The organism is Gammaproteobacteria bacterium (genome assembly GCA_016705365.1).
Taxonomy (GTDB): Bacteria; Pseudomonadota; Gammaproteobacteria; order Pseudomonadales; family UBA5518; genus UBA5518.
This window is the reverse complement of the sequence record JADIYI010000006.1, coordinates 36,129-54,399: the sequence shown is the minus strand read 5'-3', so window position 1 is coordinate 54,399 and position 18,271 is coordinate 36,129. Positions and strand designations below refer to the sequence as shown.

The window sequence follows — 18,271 nt, the reverse complement described above, 5'->3', positions numbered from 1 at the left end:
GCCAGAAAAGAAAAAGGCCCGCTACCGCGGGCCTCTTTTGTCAGAGTCCTGAATCGCGGCAGCGATCAGAAATCGTAACGCACACCTGCCGAAAAGGTATCGGTCTCGGAATCGACGGCATAGGAGTAACCGCCGCCGATCGAGAATACCGGGGTGGCGTAGAAGCGCGCACCGATGCTGGCCGTGAAGTCGTCGGTATCGGCGCCGGCATCATCGAGATCGCCGGAGAAGAGATCGAGATAGGTGCCTTTCACATCGAGCTCGAGCTGCGGAACGATCCAGGCGCGCATGCCGATTTCCGCGCCGAGACCGTAAGCGTCCAGATCGCTGCTGTACGGGACGTCTGAAACCTTGCTGTAGGCGCCGATCACGCCGAGGTACATGTCGATGCAATCGGTCAGCGATGTGCGCCCACCCACGGTCACCGAGTAATCACGGCCGTCGAGCGGCGTGTTGTCCAATTCGGAATAGGCAAGATCGATGCGCGTGTAGCTGTTCGCGGTCGGTGCCCAGCCGGCGCCGATGCCGTAGCTGTCGACATCCACGTCATCCCTGCCCACGTCGATTTCGGAATTGGCATAACCCAACTGTACGTAGTCGTAGCTGAAGTCCTGCGCCATCGCGGCGAGCGGCAGCGTCAGGCAAATGCCGAGAATCACTTTCTTCATGTCTAACCCCTGTATGGCGAATCGTTGTAGCAACGGCCGCACGATTGCGGCTGTGTTCACCACCTTAAGTAGCCCAGTTCGAATGCACATTCCAATAGTTCGTGTATAAATCACACAATGCAAACGGCTAAACTCGTGCTTTTTCAACCTGCAGAAGCGGAATCGGAAGCATGACACTCGAAGGCAAGCGAATCGTGATCACGGGCGCCAACGGGGCGCTGGGGCGTGGCGTTACCCGCTGCGCGCGCGCGCTCGGCGCCGAAACCGTGCTGCTCGATCTGGATTTTGCCGCCAACGCGGGAGCGGGGGAGTCGCGGGCGATACGCGTCGACCTCGGCGATGAAGCGGCGACGCGCACCTGTTTCGGACAGATTGGCGCGGTCGATGCGCTGTTCAACCTGGCCGGAGGCTTCGCCATGGGCCCGTGTACCTGGGAAGTCGACGCGGCCGGGTGGTCGCGGATGTTCGCCATCAATGTGGACACGATGCGCAATGCGGTGCGTGCGGTGCTGCCCGGGATGCTTGCCCGCGGACGGGGTGCGATCGTCAACGTGGGCGCGCTGGGCGCGTTGCAGGGGCAAGGGCGGATGAGCGCCTACTGCGCCGCGAAAAGCGTGGTGATGCGATTGACCGAAAGCCTGGCGGCGGAACTGAAAGAGCAGGGTGTCAATGTCAATGCGGTGCTGCCGAGCATGCTCGATACGCCACGCAATCGCGCCGATATGCCGGAGGCCGATTTCAGCCGCTGGGTCAGCCCCGAGGATCTGGGCAACGTGATCTGTTTCCTGGGCAGCGATAGCGCGCGCGCGATACACGGTGCACTGATTCCGGTGAGCGGGCTGGTGTAGGCATTCACACCCACAGCGCGGCGGCGCTTGCACACACGGTCATCAGGAACAGGAACCACCTGAGCACGTCCTGGTGCAGCCGGATGGCGAGCTTCACCGCGAGCGCGGCGCCGGTCATGGTGCTGGCACCGAGGATCAGGCCGGGAATCCACAGCACCAGGCCATCGGCGATGAACACCACCAGCGCCACTACCGTAATCGCTCCGGTACACAGCATCTTCAGTGCATTGGTTCGTGCCAGGTCGTAGCGCAGCGTTCCGGCCAAGGCTGCAATCAGTACAAAGCCGACACCCGCCTGCACAAAGCCGCCGTAGACGCCCGCGATGAACAGCGCAAACCAGGCCGCGGGTGTTTCGCGAATCCTGCGTGCGACGGTGCCTTCGGGGGGTGCGACCACGCCGGGGCGCAGCAGGATCAGCAGCGACATGCCGACCATGGTGCCGAGCAGCAGCGGTTTCAGCCAGGGAACCGGCAGCGCGGCAGCGCACAGGGCGCCCACCAGGCCGCCGAGCAGATTGGGGACCAGCACCGGCAGGGTGTCGCCGGAGTCGAGCTTGCCGTGGCGATGAAAGCCGCGCACACCGGCCACCGATTGCAGCAACACGCCGACGCGATTGGTTGCGTTGGCAATATCCGCCGGCAGACCCATCACCATCAATGCCGGAATCGTGAGATTCGATCCGCCGCCGGCGAGTGTGTTGATCACTCCCGCGATCAGGCCCGTGACGATCAGCAGCGACACGGTGAACAGGCTGAATTCCGTCATTGAATATAAGCTGCCATGGCAGGAGGGGCGAGGTGTGCGGCGCAGCCCATGAACGCACCGTGCAGTTGGGGGATTACTCAGGCTGCACGGGTGGCGCGTTCGTAGACATTCTTTTCAGCCCACACCGTCGATACCTCGTCGCGGCTCGTACAAAACTGGAGTATATGCGCTTCAGTCCCGATTCTGCATGCTCCGAAGCGGCGAAGATGCGGCGTTGCGTCCCGCGTGGCGCCCGAAAAAGCTCGCATCACCGATCGACATGCCGCTGGAATAAGTCGCGCCGCAGCGCGGCAGGCCACAGCAGTTGCGCCCCGCCGAGTACAGGCCCGCGACCACTTCGCCATCCTCGCTCAGCACCTCGCCGCCGGGACGTACGCGTAATCCGCCAAAGGTGAATACCGGGAAGTATGCGCCGGAATCGAGCGATATATCGCAGGCCGCCCAGGGCCCCTGGTCCAGCGCTCGCAGGTAGTCGGCGTGTTTGTGGAACAGCGGATCCTGGCCCTCGCGGGCGTGCCGGTTGTATAGCTCCAGCGTGAAACAGAGCGTGCCGGGGGGCAGCTTCAGTTCGGCTTCCAGTTCCTCGACGGTCTCGCCCGTCGCCACCACCCGGAAGCCGCCGAGCGGCGGGTGCTCGAGATCCCCGAACTGGCGGCTGTCGAGAACGAGGTAGTGTTTCTCCTGCGGATTGCGCAGGATCGCCTCGCCAACGCGACCGTGATAGCTGTCTTCGTTGATGATGCGTTGCCCCTTGCCGTTGACGATGATGCCTTCGACAAAGCCGGCCGGGGGGTAGAACGGAAGACACACGAAGCCCTCGTGCATGTTCATCACCGCGCCACCGGCGCCGAGACCGATGCGGATTCCGGAGCCATTGTCATTGGGGTTGCCGTTGGCAATGGTGTGATGCAGGAACTGGGGCGCATGCCGTGCCACCATGTCGGTGTTCATGATGAAGCCGCCGGCGCACAGGATCACCCCGCGCCGTGCACGGATCCGGCGCTCGACACCGTCACAGCGCGCCACCACCCCGACCACCGCGCCGTCATCGTCGAGTATGGCATTGAGGGCGCGGGTATCGCAGCGCACCCGGACACCACTTGCGAGCGCTGATGCGATCAGCTTGTCCATCAGCATGCGCCCGCCACCCTCGCCCTGTGCCTTGCCCTTGTGGCCGCGCGGTGCGGGCCGTGCCTGTTCGCTGAAACCGTGGCAGGCTTCGTTGCCGGAGTAGATCAGGCCTTCATCGCCCGGGGTATTGGTGTTTTTCGACGGGTAATACTCGGGCTTGAACTCCATGCCCTGCGCGAGCAGCCAGTCATGGTGCTCGAGACTGCCCTCGGCGTAGATCCGCACCCGCTCCGGGTCGGCGTTCGGGCCGCTGGCGAGCAACAGGTAACGGTACATGTCCTCGACGCTGTCCTCGATCCCGCAGGCGAGCTGCGTGGGCGTGCCGCCGCCCATGTAGATCAGCCCGCCGGCCAGCGCGGTGGTGCCGCCCCCGGCGCTGGCGGCTTCCAGCACCAGCACATCGCAACCTGCGGCGGCAGCTTCGATCGCCGCGCTCGCCCCGGCGGCACCAAGACCGACGATCACCACGTCGGCAGTATCGAAATAGTCGAGCTCCGCGCTGGCCCGCAGCGCTCGCGTGGGCAGGGTCCTGGTGCTCATCGGTATTGCTTCCTTCACGGGGAGTGCGCTGGTCTTTGCTGCGGGGCTACCGGATATCCGGGCCGGCCCGGCTGGCTGGACAACCGACAAGCCTAGGCGGGGTGCTTGTGAAAACAAGTACCGTGGCGTTCAATTGCGGTTGTCCCGAGAGTTCATGGAGTCCGGCCTGGTGGCATCGAGCAGAGATTCAGCGGCAACGACCGATATCCCGGGCTTGCCTGTGCACAAATTCAGGCGCTTGCTGGCATATCTCGATGAGATGGGGGTCGAGGGCAGTGCGCTGGCGAGTGCCGTGGGTCTCGACCGGCGGGTGATCGATGCCGGCGACGCGATGCACACGGTTCCGGCACTTTTCTATTGTCTGCTGTACAACGAGGCGGTCAGCCGGCTGCAGATGCACGAAGTGGCGCTGCCGTGGGGTGCGGGCATCGGCGGCAAGGCCTTCAGCCTGATGGCCCATTGCATCATCAGTTGCCGCACGCTCGGCGAAGCGCTGCAGCGAGCCGGCGAGTTCGAGTCGCTGGTTTCATCGCGTCATATGGGGCATCGGATCCAGCTCGAGGTTTGCGCCGAAAATGCCCGCCTCAATTATCACTATCGCCTGCTCGACAGCCAGCAACGCTATATTCCGCGCGCGCTGCAGAGGGGTACGCTGCCGCTGACGGTGGGGCGTGCCTCGGGCCTGACCGTGTGGCATGCGTTCTGCGGCTGGCTGATCGGTCGGCCGCTGGAACTCGCCGGGGTGGGCATCGCGACGCCCACATTGCCCGAGCGCTACCGTGACAAGCTGCAGGGAATCCTGCATTGCCCGGTGGCTGCGGTGGAGGGCTGTTCCTGGCTGGATTTTCCGGCCGAGTTTCTCGACTTCAAGCTGGTCCATGACGCGGCTTCGCTGGAAGACCTGTTGCGCACCGGGCCGTATCAGCTGATGCGCATGGACAGCGGTACCTCGAGTACCAGCGCGGCGATCCGTTCGCTGCTCGGCAACAAGTTCCGCGACGGCCTGCCGAGCTTCGAGGACATCGCCGGGCGGCTTGGCGTTTCCGCCTCGAGCCTGCGGCGGCGCCTGATGAGCGAGAACAGCAGTTACCAGAAATTGAAGGACGAGTGCCGGCGCGACGCGGCGATCCGGCTGTTGCAGCAAAGCGACTGCAGCGTGGCGGATATCGGCGAGCAGCTCGGGTTCACCGAGACCAGTTCCTTCATCCGCTCGTTCCGCGGCTGGACCGGCACTACCCCGCGCGGTTTTCGTGACCGCTTGAACCCGAGCGCCGCCTGACCGCTATTTGCGCAACAGGAGTCGTGCCGCGTTGCGACCGCTGGCGCCGCTGATGCCACCGCCGCCGTGCACGCCACTGCCACACAGGTACAGCGATTCGATCGGGGTGCGGTGGTCCGACCATCCCGGCAGCGGGCGCAGGAAAAAGAACTGGTCGAGAAGCAGTTGTCCGTGGTTGAGATCGCCTTCGGTGAGCCCCCAGCGCTGTTCGAGATCGAGCGGCGTGATCGTGTGACGGGCGCGTATCGAGGATTTCAGCGCCGGGAAATGGCCGGCGAGGGTGTCGATTGCCAGTTCTTCGACGCTGGCGCGGGAAGATTGCCAGTCGCTGTTCCTGAGTGCGTAGGGCGCCGCCTGGAAATGCACCGAGACCACCATGCCCGAGGTGGTGATTTCCAGGTAGGGAGCGGTGGAAATCTCGCCGTACTTCGCTGCGTCGCAGGCGCGTTCGAGATGCACGATGGAGGGCGCATGCACCAGCGTACCCGCGGGCAGACCATGCGAACCATCGGTCAGCAGGTGCACTTTCGCCACCGAGCCGCGCATCTTGATCGACTGCACCTGCCACACGAACTCCGGCGGCAACTCGGCGGCGCCCACCAGTTCCAGCAGCGTGTGGCGCGGGTCGGCGTCCGAGAACACCGCGCCGGCGGCGATTTCCTCGCCGCTGGCGAGCACCACGCCGGTGGCGCGCGTGTTGGCGATGCGCACGCGGCTCACCGCACAGCCGGTGCGGATCTCGCCGCCGCGTGCGGTGATCAGTTCCACCAGTGCGCGGGACAGGGTTCCCACCCCGCCAGCGATCTGGCGGTGGGCAATCCCGCCGCGGTTCAGCCAGTTGTGCATCAGCGTGTAACCGGTGCCCGCGGACATGGGTCCCAGCGTGAGGCCATGGATGCCGAGCGAGGCGATCGCGGCTTTCAGTTCGGGTGATTCGAACCACTCATCGACCAGTTCCAGCGCCGTCATCGGCAGCGCGCGGATCACCCGGAACATATCCCTCGCACCGAGCCGTCGCAGCCTGAGGCCGAGCATCGCCAGCGGCACCCCCTCGCTGCGCGGCTTCACCCCGGGCAGGCGCGGCATCGGCGTGCGGTAGGCCGCGTCGAGAAATCCGGCCGCCTTGTTCATGAAGGCCACGAATTCGGGCCAGCGTGCGGCGTCCCTTTGCGACAGCACCCGGATCGAATCGGCGCTGGTGGCCAGCGTGTCGAGTTGCAGGCGCGCGCCGTCGGGCAGCAGCGAGGTGAACACGCCGGGCTCGGCCGCGGGCAGCGACAGGCCCAGTTCGCGCGCGATATCGGGGCGCAGCCGGGCACCCGCATGGATGGCATCGATGGTGAAATCCTTGGCGACCGTCTCGCTGACCAGTTGCCCGCCGGGCACTGCGCGGCGCTCGAGCAGCAGCACTTTTTTTCCGGCGCGGGCAAGGTATGCGGCCGCCACCAGGCCGTTGTGCCCGGCGCCGATGATGACGATGTCGTACTGGCTGGTCATTCGGGAATTCTCCGTGGAGCGCAATATCGGGTCAGACCGCATGGGCCAGATGGCATCGGTTCACCAGTCCCTGAGGATTTCGGTGGCCGCCATCTTGCCGGCCGCGCCCATCACGCCGCCACCGGGATGCGCGCCGGCGGCGCCGAAATAGTAGCCCGGCAGCGGGGTGCGGAAATCGGCCCATTGCGGCGCCGGGCGCAGGAAAAACAGCTGGTGAAGCAGGAGTTCGCCGTGAAAGATATTGCCCCCGGTGATCCCGGCGATGCGCTCGATATCCTTCGGCGTGATCACCTGCATGCCGACGATGGCGCGGCGGATGTTGGGTGCGTACTGCTCGATCGTCGAGATCACGGTTTCACCAAAGGCGTCGCGTTTGGTGTCGTCCCAGCCACCTTCGATATCGTAGGGTGCGTACTGCACGAAACAGGAAGCCACGTGGTGCCCGGGAGGTGCCATGTCCGGATCGATCTTCGACGGGAAGATCATGTCGATGTAGGGGTTTTTCGAGAATTGCCCGTACTTGGCCTCGTCATAGGCGCGCTCGATGTAATCGATGCTGGGGCTGATCGAGACCGCGCCGCGATGCAGCGCGCCCTCGCCGGGCAGCGCGCTGAAATCCGGCAGTTCGCTGAGCGCGATATTCACCTTGCCCGAGGAACCGCGCACCCGCAGATTGCGCAGTGACTCGGTGAAGTCGTCGGGAAAATGCTGTTTGTCGACGAACTGCAGGAAGCTGCGCTTGGGATCGGCCGCCGACATCACGACCTTCGCATGCAATTCATCGCCGTTCTCGAGCGCGACCCCGACTGCGCGCCCGCCCTTGACGATCACCTGCGCGACCGGCGCGCTGGTGCGGATTTCCACCCCCAGCGCCCGCGCCGAACCCGCGATCGCGGCTGTTACACCGCCGGTGCCGTTCTTGGCAAAACCCCAGGCGCGGAAAGCACCGTCGATCTCGCCCATGTAGTGATGCAGCAGCACGTAGGCCGTGCCCGGCGAACGCGGGCCGAGAAAGGTGCCGATGATGCCGCTCGCGGATTTGGTGCCCTTCAGGGCGTCGAGTTCGAACCAGTCATCGAGCAGGTCGCCGGAGGACTGGGTCACGAGCTTGGAGATCTGGTAGAGCTCGCGCTCGCTCAGGCTGGCGCCAAAACGCCCGAGCTTCAGCAGGCCGAGCAGGTCGCGCGGGCTGAGCGAGGAGGGGTCGGGCGGCACCAGGCCGATGATCGGCTTGATCGCCTTCGCGGCCCGCGCCATGACCCGCGAATACTCGTCATAGCTCTCGGCGTCGCGTGGCGAGTGGCGGTAGAGTTCGCGCCGGGTGAGGTCATGATCGTCCCAGGAGGCGAGATAGTCGCCATCGCGCAGCGGCGTGAAGGTGCTCGGCAGCGGCAGGATCTTCAGACCATGACGTGGCAACTCGAGATCGCGGATGATCTCGGGGCGCAGCAGGCTCACCACGTAGGAGAATTCGGTGAAGCGGTAGCCGGGAAAGATCTCCTCGGTCACTGCCGCCCCGCCCACGATAGGGCGACGCTCCAGCACCACCACCCGCTTGCCCGCGCGCGCGAGGTAGGCGGCGGCGATCAGGCCGTTGTGCCCGGCACCGATCACTATCGCGTCGTATGGCTTGGAAGACATATGGCTCTCCGTGATGAGACCGTTATGCGGGATCCGGGTCCGGCCATGTCGTGTCGGCCTGCCGAATACCTACTTCTTTTTCCACTCGGGTTCGTAGAACGGCAGCTTGACCACCCGCGCCGGCGCCTGGCGTCGCTGGTGCTCGACCGTGACTTCCATGTTCACCGCGGTGCCGGGCTCGTGGTACGGGCGCTGCAGGTGGGCGAGGGCGATGTATTTCTTGAGCACCGGTGACCAGGTGCTGGTCGAGGCGTAGCCGACCTGCTTCTTTCCCGCGTAGATGGGCAGGCTGCCACGCACCGCCATGCCGGGGATCTGCGGCGGCAGCCCGACCGCGGCAAAGAGCCGCTCCATGCCTTCCCAGTCGACTTCGACGCCGACCATCTTCCAGGCGGCCCCTTCGCGTTGCTCGCGCTCGAGTGCCTGGCGTCCGACGAAATAGCCGGGCTTGTCGAGATGTACCGTCCAGTCGAGACCCAACTCGTAGGGTGAGGATTTCTGGCTGTCGATCCACGCCGCGTGGGCAGAGGTGTAATCGACATCGATCATGAACAGGCCCGCTTCGACGCGTGCCATGTCCATCGCGAGAATGCCGCAGGGCGTGATGCCGTAGCCATGGCCGGCCGCGATCAGGCGGTCCCAGATCGCGAGCGCAGCGCCGGTCTCCATCCAGATTTCATAGCCGAGATCACCGGTATAACCGGTACGCGAGATCGTGACCGGCACGCCGTCGATGCGGTTGTGCATCAGGCGAAAATACTTCAGCGTGTCGAGCGGTTCCTCGGCGCAGCCGTTGAGGACAGCGCGCGATTTCGGACCCTGCAGGCTGAGGGCTGCGAGGCGGTCGCTCTCGTCGTTGATCTCGACCCCCATGCCGACTGCGTTCATTGCCAGCCAGCGCAGCGAGGGCTCGGCGGCGGTCAGCCGGAACGTGTCCTCGGCCAGCCGCGCGATGGTTCCGTCATCGATGAGTTTTCCGTGTTCGTCGCACCAGCCGGTATAGGCGACCTGCCCGACAGCCATTTTGTGGATATTGCGCGGCGTGACCCGGTGCAGCAGGCGCGCGGCATCCTTGCCGCTGATCCGGTACTTCATCAGCGGCGATATGTCGATCAGGGCCGCGGCATTGCGGATCGCCCAGTACTCGCGATCGAGCACCAGGTCGTAGGACCCGGCCACGATATGACCGGCCCAGCGCCGCCAGTTCTGCGCCAGGCAGAGGCTCGAGGTGCGGGCATGGAAGGCGCTGCGTTTGAGTTCCAGCATGGGCTGCTCTCGTAGGTTGGCAGTGGCGGATGACAATGACTTTGGTCGGGCGGCTTCAGCGCTCGAACTTGGTGCTGAGCACGATCGAGCTGATGGTGCGCTCGACACCGTCGAGTTCGCCGATCGCATCGATGCTGGCATCGAGCTCCTGGGTACTGTTCTCGCGCACCATCGCGAGCAGGTCGTACTGACCGCTGATGGTATACAGCGCGCGTACCCGCGGCATCTTTTGCAGGGCGCGGGTGAGCATGGCCTGCTTCTTGGGATCGGCCGCGATCATCACGTGCGCGGTAATCTGCTGCTTCTCGTAGGCCGGCGCCACGCGAATCGTGTATCCGCGCAGCGTGCCGCTGCGCTCGAGACGCTGCATGCGCTCCTGCACCGTGGCACGGGCGCTGCCGAGTTGCTGCGCCAGACTGGTGATGCTGGCGCGGCTGTTGGCCTCCAGCAATTCGAGCAGGCGGGTATCGAGTTCATCCATTTTAATCAATATGCCAAGTGAATCTATCAAAAAGATAAGTTGATAATAGCAAAATGTCTATTCTGATCATACGGAATGCCAGCCGGTTCCTCTAGAGTGTCTTGTATCTGCGTACCGCTCAGGGGTCGCCGTAGCAGCCGGAGCAACTGGCGCGCAACATACTGAACGCACGTACAAGAAGTCAATTCAGGAGCGAATCATGGGTACTGCAATATTGGAGAATCCGGGTCTCGGGAACGTGCTGGCGAGCGATGGCCCAGCGACCGTGCGTTCCCTGCCGCATGCACTCGAGTTGCCCGAGGAACTGCAGGCCTTGCAGAACACGCCGGTACCGGCGTCGCTGAAACCGGCGGTCGAACCGGCTGCGCTGCACCATCGCGGTTTCGACGATACCGAGTTCTGGCGTCGCGTACCCGCCTACCGGGAGGTGAGCCGTGCGACTTTCCTCGATTACAAGTTCCAGAACAAGCAGAGCATCACCGCCATCGACCAGCTCGAGAAGGCGCTTGGATCGCTGGTCTCGCGCGAGTTCCTCGAGGATGTGCGTGCCGGCATCGAGCGTGCGCCGATGAACCTGCGCCTCTCGCCGTACACGGTCAGCCGGATCCACTGGGAGAATCCCTATGCCGACCCGATCCGGATCCAGTTCGTGCCGGTCGCCTCCGCGCAGCTGCCGGATCACCCGCGGCTCTCGCTCGATTCGCTGCACGAACAGGCCGACTCGCCGACCCCGGGGCTTACCCACCGCTACCATGACAAGGCACTGTTCCTGCCGCTCGATGTGTGCCCGGTCTATTGCCGTTTCTGCACCCGCAGCTACGCGATCGGTGGTGACACCGATACCGTCAGCAAGGCGCGCCTCAAGCCCAATACCGCGCGCTGGCACGCGGCGATCGCCTACCTGGCCTCGCGTCCGGAAATCGAGGACGTGGTGGTCTCCGGCGGCGATGCCTTCATGCTGCCGGCGGCCCATCTCGAGACGCTCGGCAAGATGCTGCTGGCGATCCCGCACATCCGCCGTATCCGGATTGCGACCAAGGGTCCGGCGGTGTCGCCGATGAAGATCCTGAGCGATCACGCCTGGACCGATGCGCTGCTCGACATGGCGCGCCGCGGCCGTGCCGCTGCCAAGGAAGTCTGTCTGCACACCCACTTCAACAGCCCGACGGAAATCAGCTCGATCACGCGCGAGGCAATGGACCTGCTGTTCCGCGAAGGGCTCACGGTGCGCAACCAGAGCGTGATGATCCGTGGCGTGAACGATTCCGCCCCCGTCATGACCGAGCTGGTGAAGCGCCTGAGCTACATGAACGTCAGCTCGTACTACGTGTACCAGCACGATATGGTGTCGCAGGTCGAGGACATGCGCACCACGGTCGGCGCAACCTGCGAGATCGAGCGCAGGGTGCGCGGCAGCACCGCGGGCTTCAACACGCCGCTGTTCGTGCTCGACTGCCCGGGCGGCGGCGGCAAGCGCGATATCCACAGCCACGATCATTACAACCCGGTGACCGGCATCAGCGTCTACCGGGCGCCCTCGGTATGCGCCGACAAGATCTACCTGTATTTCGATCCGGTCGGGCTGTTGCCGCGGGAAGGGCGCGAGCGCTGGGCGCGTCCCGCCGAGCATGCGCCGATGATGGCCGAAGCGGTCGCCGCCGCGGGTCTGTCCCACCTCCGGCTAGCGGTGCAATAAGCAGGACGTCGCGCGGCGGGTCCGCATCCACGCGAACCCGCTCGAACCGGGCGCCGGATCCGGGAACGATTGATCGAGACGAAAAAAAGGGCCCCGCGGGGCCCTTCACATCAAGCAGCGTTGCTGACCGGGATCAGAACTCGTAAGTCACGTCCACGCCGTAGGTCAGGGGTTCGCCGTATTGCGCGGTTTCCGGGCCGATGGCGGGGAAGTGGATGCCGAAGGTCCGGTATTCCTCGTCGGTGAGATTGCGGCCCCAGATCGACGCGCGCAGCGTACCGTTCGACAACTCCACGTTCTCGATGCCGACTCGTGCATTCACGAGCGCACGGTCCTCCATCATGATCGGTTCGTAGACGACGGGGTACGCGCCAACCGTGGCGCCCGATGCGTCGCGAACCGCGTAGGTGTCGGTCCAAAGCGCGGAGGCTGCGGTCTCATCCTGCCAGAACACCTCGACGTGGGCCATGAAGTCGGCCCAGTCGGTGCTGGCGAACACCCAGTCGGTGACCAGCGAGAGCTGGTCATCGGCGGATTGGGCGCGGAGTGCGTCGTCCTTGGTCTCGAGGCAGACGTTGGCATAGGCGCCGGTGCCGCAGTGGGCCGGGAATTCCTCGAAATCGCCGTCCATGTGCGCCCAGCTGGCCGCGACCAGCAGGTTGTCGAGCGGCGACCACTGCAGCTCCAGCTCCGAACCCCAGCGCTCCGCCTTGCCCGCGTTGCCGATGAAGGAGGTCGCTGCGCCGCCCGGGCCGGCCGCGATCTGGCTGACCTGCATGTCGTCGTAGGTGAAGCTGAAGATCGAAGCGTTGAGGCGCAGCGTGCCGGGCAGGACGTCGGATTTCACGCCGAGCTCCCACTGTTCGATCGTCTCTTCCTCGAACGGGTCGTTGTAGATCTCGCCGTTGTACCCGCCGCTGCGATAGCCCGTGGACCAGCGCACGAACACGTTGGTGTCGTCGGTGATCTGGTAGGCCAGGGTTGCCGAACCGGAGTCGTTGCTGAAGTCCTGGTCGAACTGGCTGCCGTAGACATCCTGGCCGTTCACCAGACTGTTGTATTTGACCTCGCCGGTGTAGGACTGGTTGATGCACAGGTAGCCCTGGTTGACTCCCGTGCAGGAGGCCGTCGGGATGATCAGGCCATTGCCGCTCGACGAGCCGTCGTCGCGGTAGCGATACGTTATGCCCTTGGTCTCCTCGGTGTGACGGTAGCCCAAGGTGAGCGCCAGCTTGTCGTCGAGGATAGGCGGCGTCCAGGTGGCCTGCGCATAGAACGCGTTCGCCTCGGTCTCGTTGTCATATGCGGTCGACGCTGGCTGGCCGAAGGGCATCACCGCGAGCCGGTAGTTGTCGAAGCTGCCGTCATCCTCGAAATAGTAAAAGCCGATGGCGTATTCCAATCGGTCGGTCGAACCGACCATCTGCAGTTCCTGCGAGAACTGCTCGTAGCCGAAGCTGGCATCCTGTACGAAGAAGCCGCCGCCGTATTGGTCGACGAGGCCCCACAGCTTCGACATGGATTGGCGCGGCAGCGAAAGGAAGGACTCGGGGAATCGCGCTTGGGCTGAGTAGAACGAGTACATCGCTCCCAGCGCGGTGTCGTTCAGCGCGCCGGCCCCACCCGGGGCGATGGTGTTGTCGAAGCCGTCGAGGTCGCCGACGTTGCGCGAGTCGACGTCGCGCCAGCCGGTCATCGACTTGAACTCCACGGCGCCGAATGGGCCGAGGTCGTCGAAGTTCCAAGCAACGGTCAGGCTGTGGCCTTCCGCGTCGGCCGTGGTGCCGCTATGGGCGTCGGCCGTGCCACGGTTGGGGCGGTCGCCCGGATCGTTGAGATTCCCAAACTGCTCGCGCATCAGCTTCACCGAGTCGAGCCAGCGGCCGAAGGTCGGATCAGATGCGGCGGCTGCCAGCGGTCCGGCGCCGAAGTTGAGGGCGGCGTTACCGGCTGCGATATACCCGTCCAGCGCCGTCAGGCGACTGGTCTCGGCGCCGGTCGCGGGATTGATCGCGAGCGGGTGCAGGCCGACGGCCGAGACGATCGTGTTGTTCTCGTCCAGTTCGCTCTTGTCGTAGGCGTAGTCGAAGGTCACCGCGTCGCTCGGCTCCCAGCGCAGTACCGCGCGGTAGGCCTGGCGGTCGAGATCGTCGTAGTCCTGGTCGTTGAAAGCAGCCTCGTCGTAGAGGCCGTCGCGCTTGCGCGTCTGCGCCCCGAAGGAGGCCTTCAGCGTGCCCGCGCCTTCGCCCTCGGTGCCCAGGGTCGGGGTGTCCACGGAGGCCCTCACGCCCCACAGGCTGTCGCTGCCCAGGGTGCCAGTGACCTTGCCGCCGAATTCGCCGGTGGGCTTGCGGGTGATGAAGTTGACCGCGCCGCCCGTGGAGTTGCGCCCGTACAGGGTACCCTGCGGGCCGCGCAGCACTTCCACGCGCTCGAGTTCGGCCACGTCCAGCGCGGAGGCGATCTGCTTGCCGAGCAGGAAACCGTCGATATAGACGGCGATGGCGGTATCGATCGACAGATTGCTGGGGCTGCCGCTGCTCACGCCGCGCAGCGAAATGGCCAGGTTGCCCTTCGCGCCCGGGGGCTGGAAGCCGCCCATGTTCGGGATGGTGCCGATCAGGTCCTGCGTGTTCTGCAGGCCGCGGCGCTCGATGTCCGTCGCGCTCAGGGTCGAGATCGAGATCGGTACCGCCTGCACGTTTTCCTCGCGCTTCTGCGCGGTGACCACGACCTCCTCGATGCCGAGCTGGGTCAAATCGTTCTGCGCGCTGACGCCGTTGGTGAACAGCATGGTTGCGGCGATATTCAGATAAAGGGCCTTGCGGCGGAATTTGATACGGCTCATCTGTGTTGTTCCTCTATGATTATCCGGGACCGATTAACATTGTAACGCCAGCGGGTGGGCGACGCGCAGACTTTAAGCGGGCGGGGCTTGTGGCAGGAGTGAGGCGGGCCGTGGCATTGCGTGAATTTGGCGCAAAAGCCGCGCAGCTGGACCCAGAGGTATCCCTTTGCCGAACTCTTGTGTACATCGGCTGACGTAGGGCGTGCAGATGCCGGTCCACGCGTAGGAGGAGGCAAGGGTGCTGACGCCGGGGCAGGAACGACTGCGGGCCGAGTGGATCCTGATCGCAATGTCGCGCGGCGTTTCACGTTGTAGCCGCGCTGCTCAGGTGAAATCGCTGCTGCTCCGGGCGCGACCTCCCGGGCCGCTGTAGGACATCGAGTAGCCGGGTTCGGTGGTGAACCTCACCTGCGGCATCGTCTCGAGCGCGCGCTGCCAGGCCGCGCGCAGCGCGTCCTCGGCGGCGTAATCGAACGGATCCTCGAGCACCATTTCCTCGGCCCCGCCCGGCACTGGCGGGCTGGCGGCGAGCAGGCGCACCGTGCGCGCCAGCGCCTCGCGTGCGGGCACCACATCGCGATAGCCGAGCTCGGTGCGGATCCGCGCCGTATCGAGCACCCGGTGGGTGCTGAGTGGCTGCATGACCAGCGGTCGGGTGCAGGGAGCAATCTCCCATGGCATCGACACGATCTCGATCGCTTGCCCCAGCGTTGCCGCGGCGATCTCCGTCATCTGTCTCAGGCTGAGCACTTCCTCGTCGGCGCAGTTGTAGATCCGCCCGCGTGCATTCTCCGGCCGGTCGACGGCCAGGAGCACCCCGTGCGCGACGTTTTCGGCATAGCCCATGTGCATCAGCGTCAGCCCGCCGTCGGGCAGGATGATGAACGGCCGGCGGTCGAGCAGGCGGCGCAGGATCGACCACTCGCGTGGAAATGGCTGGTATTTACCGTACACATACGGGTAGCGGATATGCGTCGCTTCGGGGTGCAATTCGAACAGGGCCTGTTCGGTGCGCACGATGCGCCAGCCTTTTTCATCTTCCTCGGGCAGGCCTACGCGGACCGCATCTTCGGCGGTCGGTACCGGCAGCCCGGCGGGTTCGAACAGCGCGGGATTCATGTAGCCGCGGTAGGCCGGCACGCCACCGGCGGAGATCAGCCGCCCCACCTTGCCGACGGTCTCTGCTGCGATCGTGCGCAGGCGCCCGTAACTGGCGATGCACAGATCGAAACGGCGGTCGTGAAAAAATCCGGCCAGCGCCGCGGGGTCGTAGGGGTCGAGGTGGTGGTGGATGACCTCGGACGGGATCTCGTCGACCTCATGGGTGCCGCGGTGGAGGATCGCGACGCGATAACCGCGTGCAATCAGGCCGTTGACGATGTGATGTCCGGTCGGACCCGTGCCGCCTATGACCAGTGCCTGCATGATGCTTTCCCCGTGTCGATCCCGCACCGCAATATAGCGCTTTCGGCGGCTGCGGGTAATGAATCGATTTGTCAGCCAAAATCGTTCCCTGACGTCATGGTCGGCGCTTGCGCGATATGGAATGATCCGGCATCGGATGGGCTGGTCGGGCTGACCGGGTTCATCCACGGAAACATGGGCGCGGGCACCCCGGTGGAGCGAACGATGAGCGAGACGACGGCTGAAGTCCTTACCAAATCCTTCGAGCTGGGTTACACCTACACGCGCTCGACCGGCCCGGTGATCGGACGCTTCCTCACCGCGCTGCGTGAAGGGCGGATCCTGGGGGTGCGCGGTTCGGATGGGGCGGTGATCGTGCCGCCGGTCGAGTTCGATCCGCGGACTTTCGCGGCGCTCGATGACTTTGTCAGCGTCGGCGAGAGTGGCACCGTCACCAGTTGGGCATGGGTGAAACAGCCGACCAAGCACCATGTACTGCAGCATCCTTTTGCCTTCGCCCTGATCCGCCTCGACGGCGCCGATGTGCCGATGCTGCACCTGGTGGATACCGGCGACGAGGCGGCGATGGCTACCGGCATGAGGGTCAAGGTGCGCTGGGCGGCCGAACGCCGCGGCTCGATCACTGATATTGCCTGCTTCGTGCCGGCCTGAGGAGAACACGCCAATGAGCAATGCCGAGCAACCCGTCACCGGCATCGAGGTGCCGATCTACCTGCAGTACGAATTCACCGCGGGCGCGGCACTCACGCGCTTCCTTGCCAGTATCAGCGAGGGCAGGATCGTCGGCCAGCGTTGCCCGGAATGCGCCAAGGTCTATGTGCCGCCGCGCGGTTCCTGCCCGCGTTGCGGCGTTCCCACCGACGAGGAAGTCGAAGTCTCTGACCATGGAATCATCGAGTCTTTCACGATCACCCATATCCCGCTGCCGGGCAACCCGCTGAAGCCGCCATTCATCGCGGCGAACATCTTGCTCGATGGCGCCGACATCGCCTGTCTGCACCTGGTAAGCGAGCTGGAGACCGACAAGGTGCGTGTCGGGATGCCGGTGCGGGCGCACTGGAAGCCGCGCGAGGAGTGGGGCTACACCTTCGAGAATATCACCTATTTCAAGCCCATCGAGGGAGCCTGAGTCATGCGTGAGGCGGCAGTCATAGCTTATGTACAGGGCCCGCAGCGGCGCTCGGCCGGCGCGGTCAATGAAAGCGAGCTGGTCATGCCGGTGGTGCGCGACGTGATGGCGCAGGCGGGCCTGAAGCAGAAGGATATCGATTTCACCTGCTCGGGGAGCTGCGATTATCTGCAGGGCGCCGCGTTCGCCTTCGTGGAAGGGCTGAGCGCCATCGCAACGGTGCCCCCGATCAAGGAGTCGCATGTCGAGATGGATGCGGCCTGGGCGCTCTACGAAGCGCTGCTCAAGATCTGGAGCGGCGAGGCGGATGTGTGCCTGGTCTACGGTTTTGGCAAATCGTCCCCCGGCGAGTTGCGCACGGTCATGACGCTGCAGCTCGATCCCTACTACCACGTGCCGTTGTGGCCGGATTCGATCAGCCTTGCCGCGTTGCAGGCACGCCTGCTGCTCGACAGCGGCAGCATCAGCGAGCGCGACATGGCGCAAGTGGTCGTGCGCAGTCGCGCCCATGCGCGTGACAATCCGCGCGCCCAGCTTTCCGGCAGCTTTAGCGTCGAGCAGCTTCTCGCCGAGCCGAGCTTCGTTGCGCCGTTGCGGCGCCACGATTGCGCCCCGATCACCGACGGCGCCTCGGCGATGATCATTGCCTCGCGCGAAGCCGCCGAGCGCCATTGCCAGCGCCCGGCCTGGATACGTGGCATCGATCATCGGATGGAGACCGGGGTGTTCGGCGCCCGTGATCTGTGTCGCTCGCCCTCGACGCGGATGGCGGGCGAGAACGCCGGCGTCGGGCGCTCAAAGGTCGATATCGCGGAGCTGCATGCACCGTTCAGCCACCAGGAGATCATCCTGCGGCGCGAACTGGGGCTCGATGCGAGCGTGCCGGTGAACCTCTCGGGCGGAGCGCTCGCCGCCAACACCATGATGGCGGCCGGCCTGGACCGTATCGGTTACGTGGCCGAGCGGATCATCAGCGGCAAGGCCAGTCGCGGGGTTGCCCACGCAAGCTCGGGTCCGTGTCTGCAACAGAACCTCGTCGCCGTACTGGAGGCTTGA

13 protein-coding genes and 1 pseudogene are annotated in these 18,271 nt (G+C 64.8%); 5 read left to right on the top strand and 9 right to left on the bottom strand.

From position 1 onward, the window contains the following. Nucleotides 1-65: 65 nt before the first annotated feature. Nucleotides 66-668 carry an outer membrane beta-barrel protein gene (locus IPF49_06235; protein ID MBK6287229.1) on the bottom strand — a complete coding sequence of 201 codons (603 nt, stop codon included), beginning with the start codon at nucleotides 666-668 and terminating at the stop codon, nucleotides 66-68. A 170-nt stretch (nucleotides 669-838) separates the two neighbouring features. On the opposite strand from IPF49_06235, the gene IPF49_06230 reads away from it, so the two are divergent. After that, nucleotides 839-1,516 (top strand): SDR family NAD(P)-dependent oxidoreductase, encoded by a 678-nt coding sequence (locus tag IPF49_06230; GenBank protein MBK6287228.1) that lies wholly within the window; start codon nucleotides 839-841, stop codon nucleotides 1,514-1,516. A 4-nt stretch (nucleotides 1,517-1,520) separates the two neighbouring features. On the opposite strand, the gene IPF49_06225 is transcribed toward IPF49_06230, so the two are convergent. Further along, on the bottom strand, nucleotides 1,521-2,282 hold the full coding sequence (locus IPF49_06225) for a sulfite exporter TauE/SafE family protein (protein MBK6287227.1): 762 nt from the start codon (nucleotides 2,280-2,282) through the stop codon (nucleotides 1,521-1,523). A gap of 171 nt (nucleotides 2,283-2,453) precedes the next feature. Beyond that, complete coding sequence (locus IPF49_06220; protein ID MBK6287226.1) at nucleotides 2,454-3,953, bottom strand: FAD-dependent oxidoreductase; 1,500 nt, start codon at nucleotides 3,951-3,953, stop codon at nucleotides 2,454-2,456. 169 nt (nucleotides 3,954-4,122) lie between these two features. Here IPF49_06220 and IPF49_06215 point away from each other — a divergent pair, with 169 nt between their 5' ends. Then, nucleotides 4,123-5,232, top strand: a complete 1,110-nt coding sequence (locus IPF49_06215; GenBank protein ID MBK6287225.1) for an AraC family transcriptional regulator ligand-binding domain-containing protein — start codon at nucleotides 4,123-4,125, stop codon at nucleotides 5,230-5,232. Nucleotides 5,233-5,235: 3 nt separating this feature from the next. Here the strand turns inward: IPF49_06215 and IPF49_06210 are convergent, their stop codons facing one another. The 4 genes from IPF49_06210 to IPF49_06195 form a co-directional block, all read right to left on the bottom strand. Continuing rightward, complete coding sequence (locus IPF49_06210; protein MBK6287224.1) at nucleotides 5,236-6,729, bottom strand: NAD(P)/FAD-dependent oxidoreductase; 1,494 nt, start codon at nucleotides 6,727-6,729, stop codon at nucleotides 5,236-5,238. 60 nt (nucleotides 6,730-6,789) lie between these two features. Next, nucleotides 6,790-8,370 carry an NAD(P)/FAD-dependent oxidoreductase gene (locus IPF49_06205; protein MBK6287223.1) on the bottom strand — a complete coding sequence of 527 codons (1,581 nt, stop codon included), beginning with the start codon at nucleotides 8,368-8,370 and terminating at the stop codon, nucleotides 6,790-6,792. A 69-nt stretch (nucleotides 8,371-8,439) separates the two neighbouring features. Further along, nucleotides 8,440-9,636, bottom strand: coding sequence for an aminomethyl transferase family protein (locus IPF49_06200; GenBank protein MBK6287222.1), 1,197 nt, complete (start codon nucleotides 9,634-9,636; stop codon nucleotides 8,440-8,442). A 55-nt stretch (nucleotides 9,637-9,691) separates the two neighbouring features. After that, complete coding sequence (locus IPF49_06195; protein MBK6287221.1) at nucleotides 9,692-10,117, bottom strand: Lrp/AsnC family transcriptional regulator; 426 nt, start codon at nucleotides 10,115-10,117, stop codon at nucleotides 9,692-9,694. 199 nt (nucleotides 10,118-10,316) lie between these two features. On the opposite strand from IPF49_06195, the gene IPF49_06190 reads away from it, so the two are divergent. Beyond that, the gene (locus IPF49_06190) at nucleotides 10,317-11,813 is read left to right on the top strand and encodes a KamA family radical SAM protein (GenBank protein MBK6287220.1); all 1,497 of its coding nucleotides are present in this window, start codon (nucleotides 10,317-10,319) and stop codon (nucleotides 11,811-11,813) included. Nucleotides 11,814-11,946: 133 nt separating this feature from the next. On the opposite strand, the gene IPF49_06185 is transcribed toward IPF49_06190, so the two are convergent. Both IPF49_06185 and IPF49_06180 read right to left on the bottom strand, forming a co-directional pair. Further along, nucleotides 11,947-14,661: a TonB-dependent receptor gene (locus IPF49_06185; GenBank protein MBK6287219.1), complete on the bottom strand. Its 2,715-nt coding sequence runs from the start codon at nucleotides 14,659-14,661 to the stop codon at nucleotides 11,947-11,949. 324 nt (nucleotides 14,662-14,985) lie between these two features. Beyond that, complete coding sequence (locus IPF49_06180) at nucleotides 14,986-16,086, bottom strand: NAD-dependent epimerase/dehydratase family protein (protein MBK6287218.1); 1,101 nt, start codon at nucleotides 16,084-16,086, stop codon at nucleotides 14,986-14,988. Between the two features lie 204 nt (nucleotides 16,087-16,290). Here IPF49_06180 and IPF49_06175 point away from each other — a divergent pair. Further along, a pseudogene (locus tag IPF49_06175) lies at nucleotides 16,291-17,215 on the top strand (OB-fold domain-containing protein). Nucleotides 17,216-17,218: 3 nt separating this feature from the next. Further along, entirely contained in the window at nucleotides 17,219-18,271 is a 1,053-nt protein-coding gene (locus tag IPF49_06170) for a thiolase domain-containing protein (protein ID MBK6287217.1), read from the top strand.

Coding starts and splice junctions, on each gene's coding strand:
- IPF49_06230 (MBK6287228.1), top strand. CDS start 839: ATGACACTCGAAGGCAAGCGAATCGTGATCACGGGCGCCAACGGGGCG.
- IPF49_06185 (MBK6287219.1), bottom strand. CDS start 14,661: ATGAGCCGTATCAAATTCCGCCGCAAGGCCCTTTATCTGAATATCGCC.
- IPF49_06210 (MBK6287224.1), bottom strand. CDS start 6,729: ATGACCAGCCAGTACGACATCGTCATCATCGGCGCCGGGCACAACGGC.
- IPF49_06205 (MBK6287223.1), bottom strand. CDS start 8,370: ATGTCTTCCAAGCCATACGACGCGATAGTGATCGGTGCCGGGCACAAC.
- IPF49_06195 (MBK6287221.1), bottom strand. CDS start 10,117: ATGGATGAACTCGATACCCGCCTGCTCGAATTGCTGGAGGCCAACAGC.
- IPF49_06225 (MBK6287227.1), bottom strand. CDS start 2,282: ATGACGGAATTCAGCCTGTTCACCGTGTCGCTGCTGATCGTCACGGGC.
- IPF49_06220 (MBK6287226.1), bottom strand. CDS start 3,953: ATGAGCACCAGGACCCTGCCCACGCGAGCGCTGCGGGCCAGCGCGGAG.
- IPF49_06235 (MBK6287229.1), bottom strand. CDS start 668: ATGAAGAAAGTGATTCTCGGCATTTGCCTGACGCTGCCGCTCGCCGCG.
- IPF49_06190 (MBK6287220.1), top strand. CDS start 10,317: ATGGGTACTGCAATATTGGAGAATCCGGGTCTCGGGAACGTGCTGGCG.
- IPF49_06180 (MBK6287218.1), bottom strand. CDS start 16,086: ATGCAGGCACTGGTCATAGGCGGCACGGGTCCGACCGGACATCACATC.
- IPF49_06170 (MBK6287217.1), top strand. CDS start 17,219: ATGCGTGAGGCGGCAGTCATAGCTTATGTACAGGGCCCGCAGCGGCGC.
- IPF49_06200 (MBK6287222.1), bottom strand. CDS start 9,636: ATGCTGGAACTCAAACGCAGCGCCTTCCATGCCCGCACCTCGAGCCTC.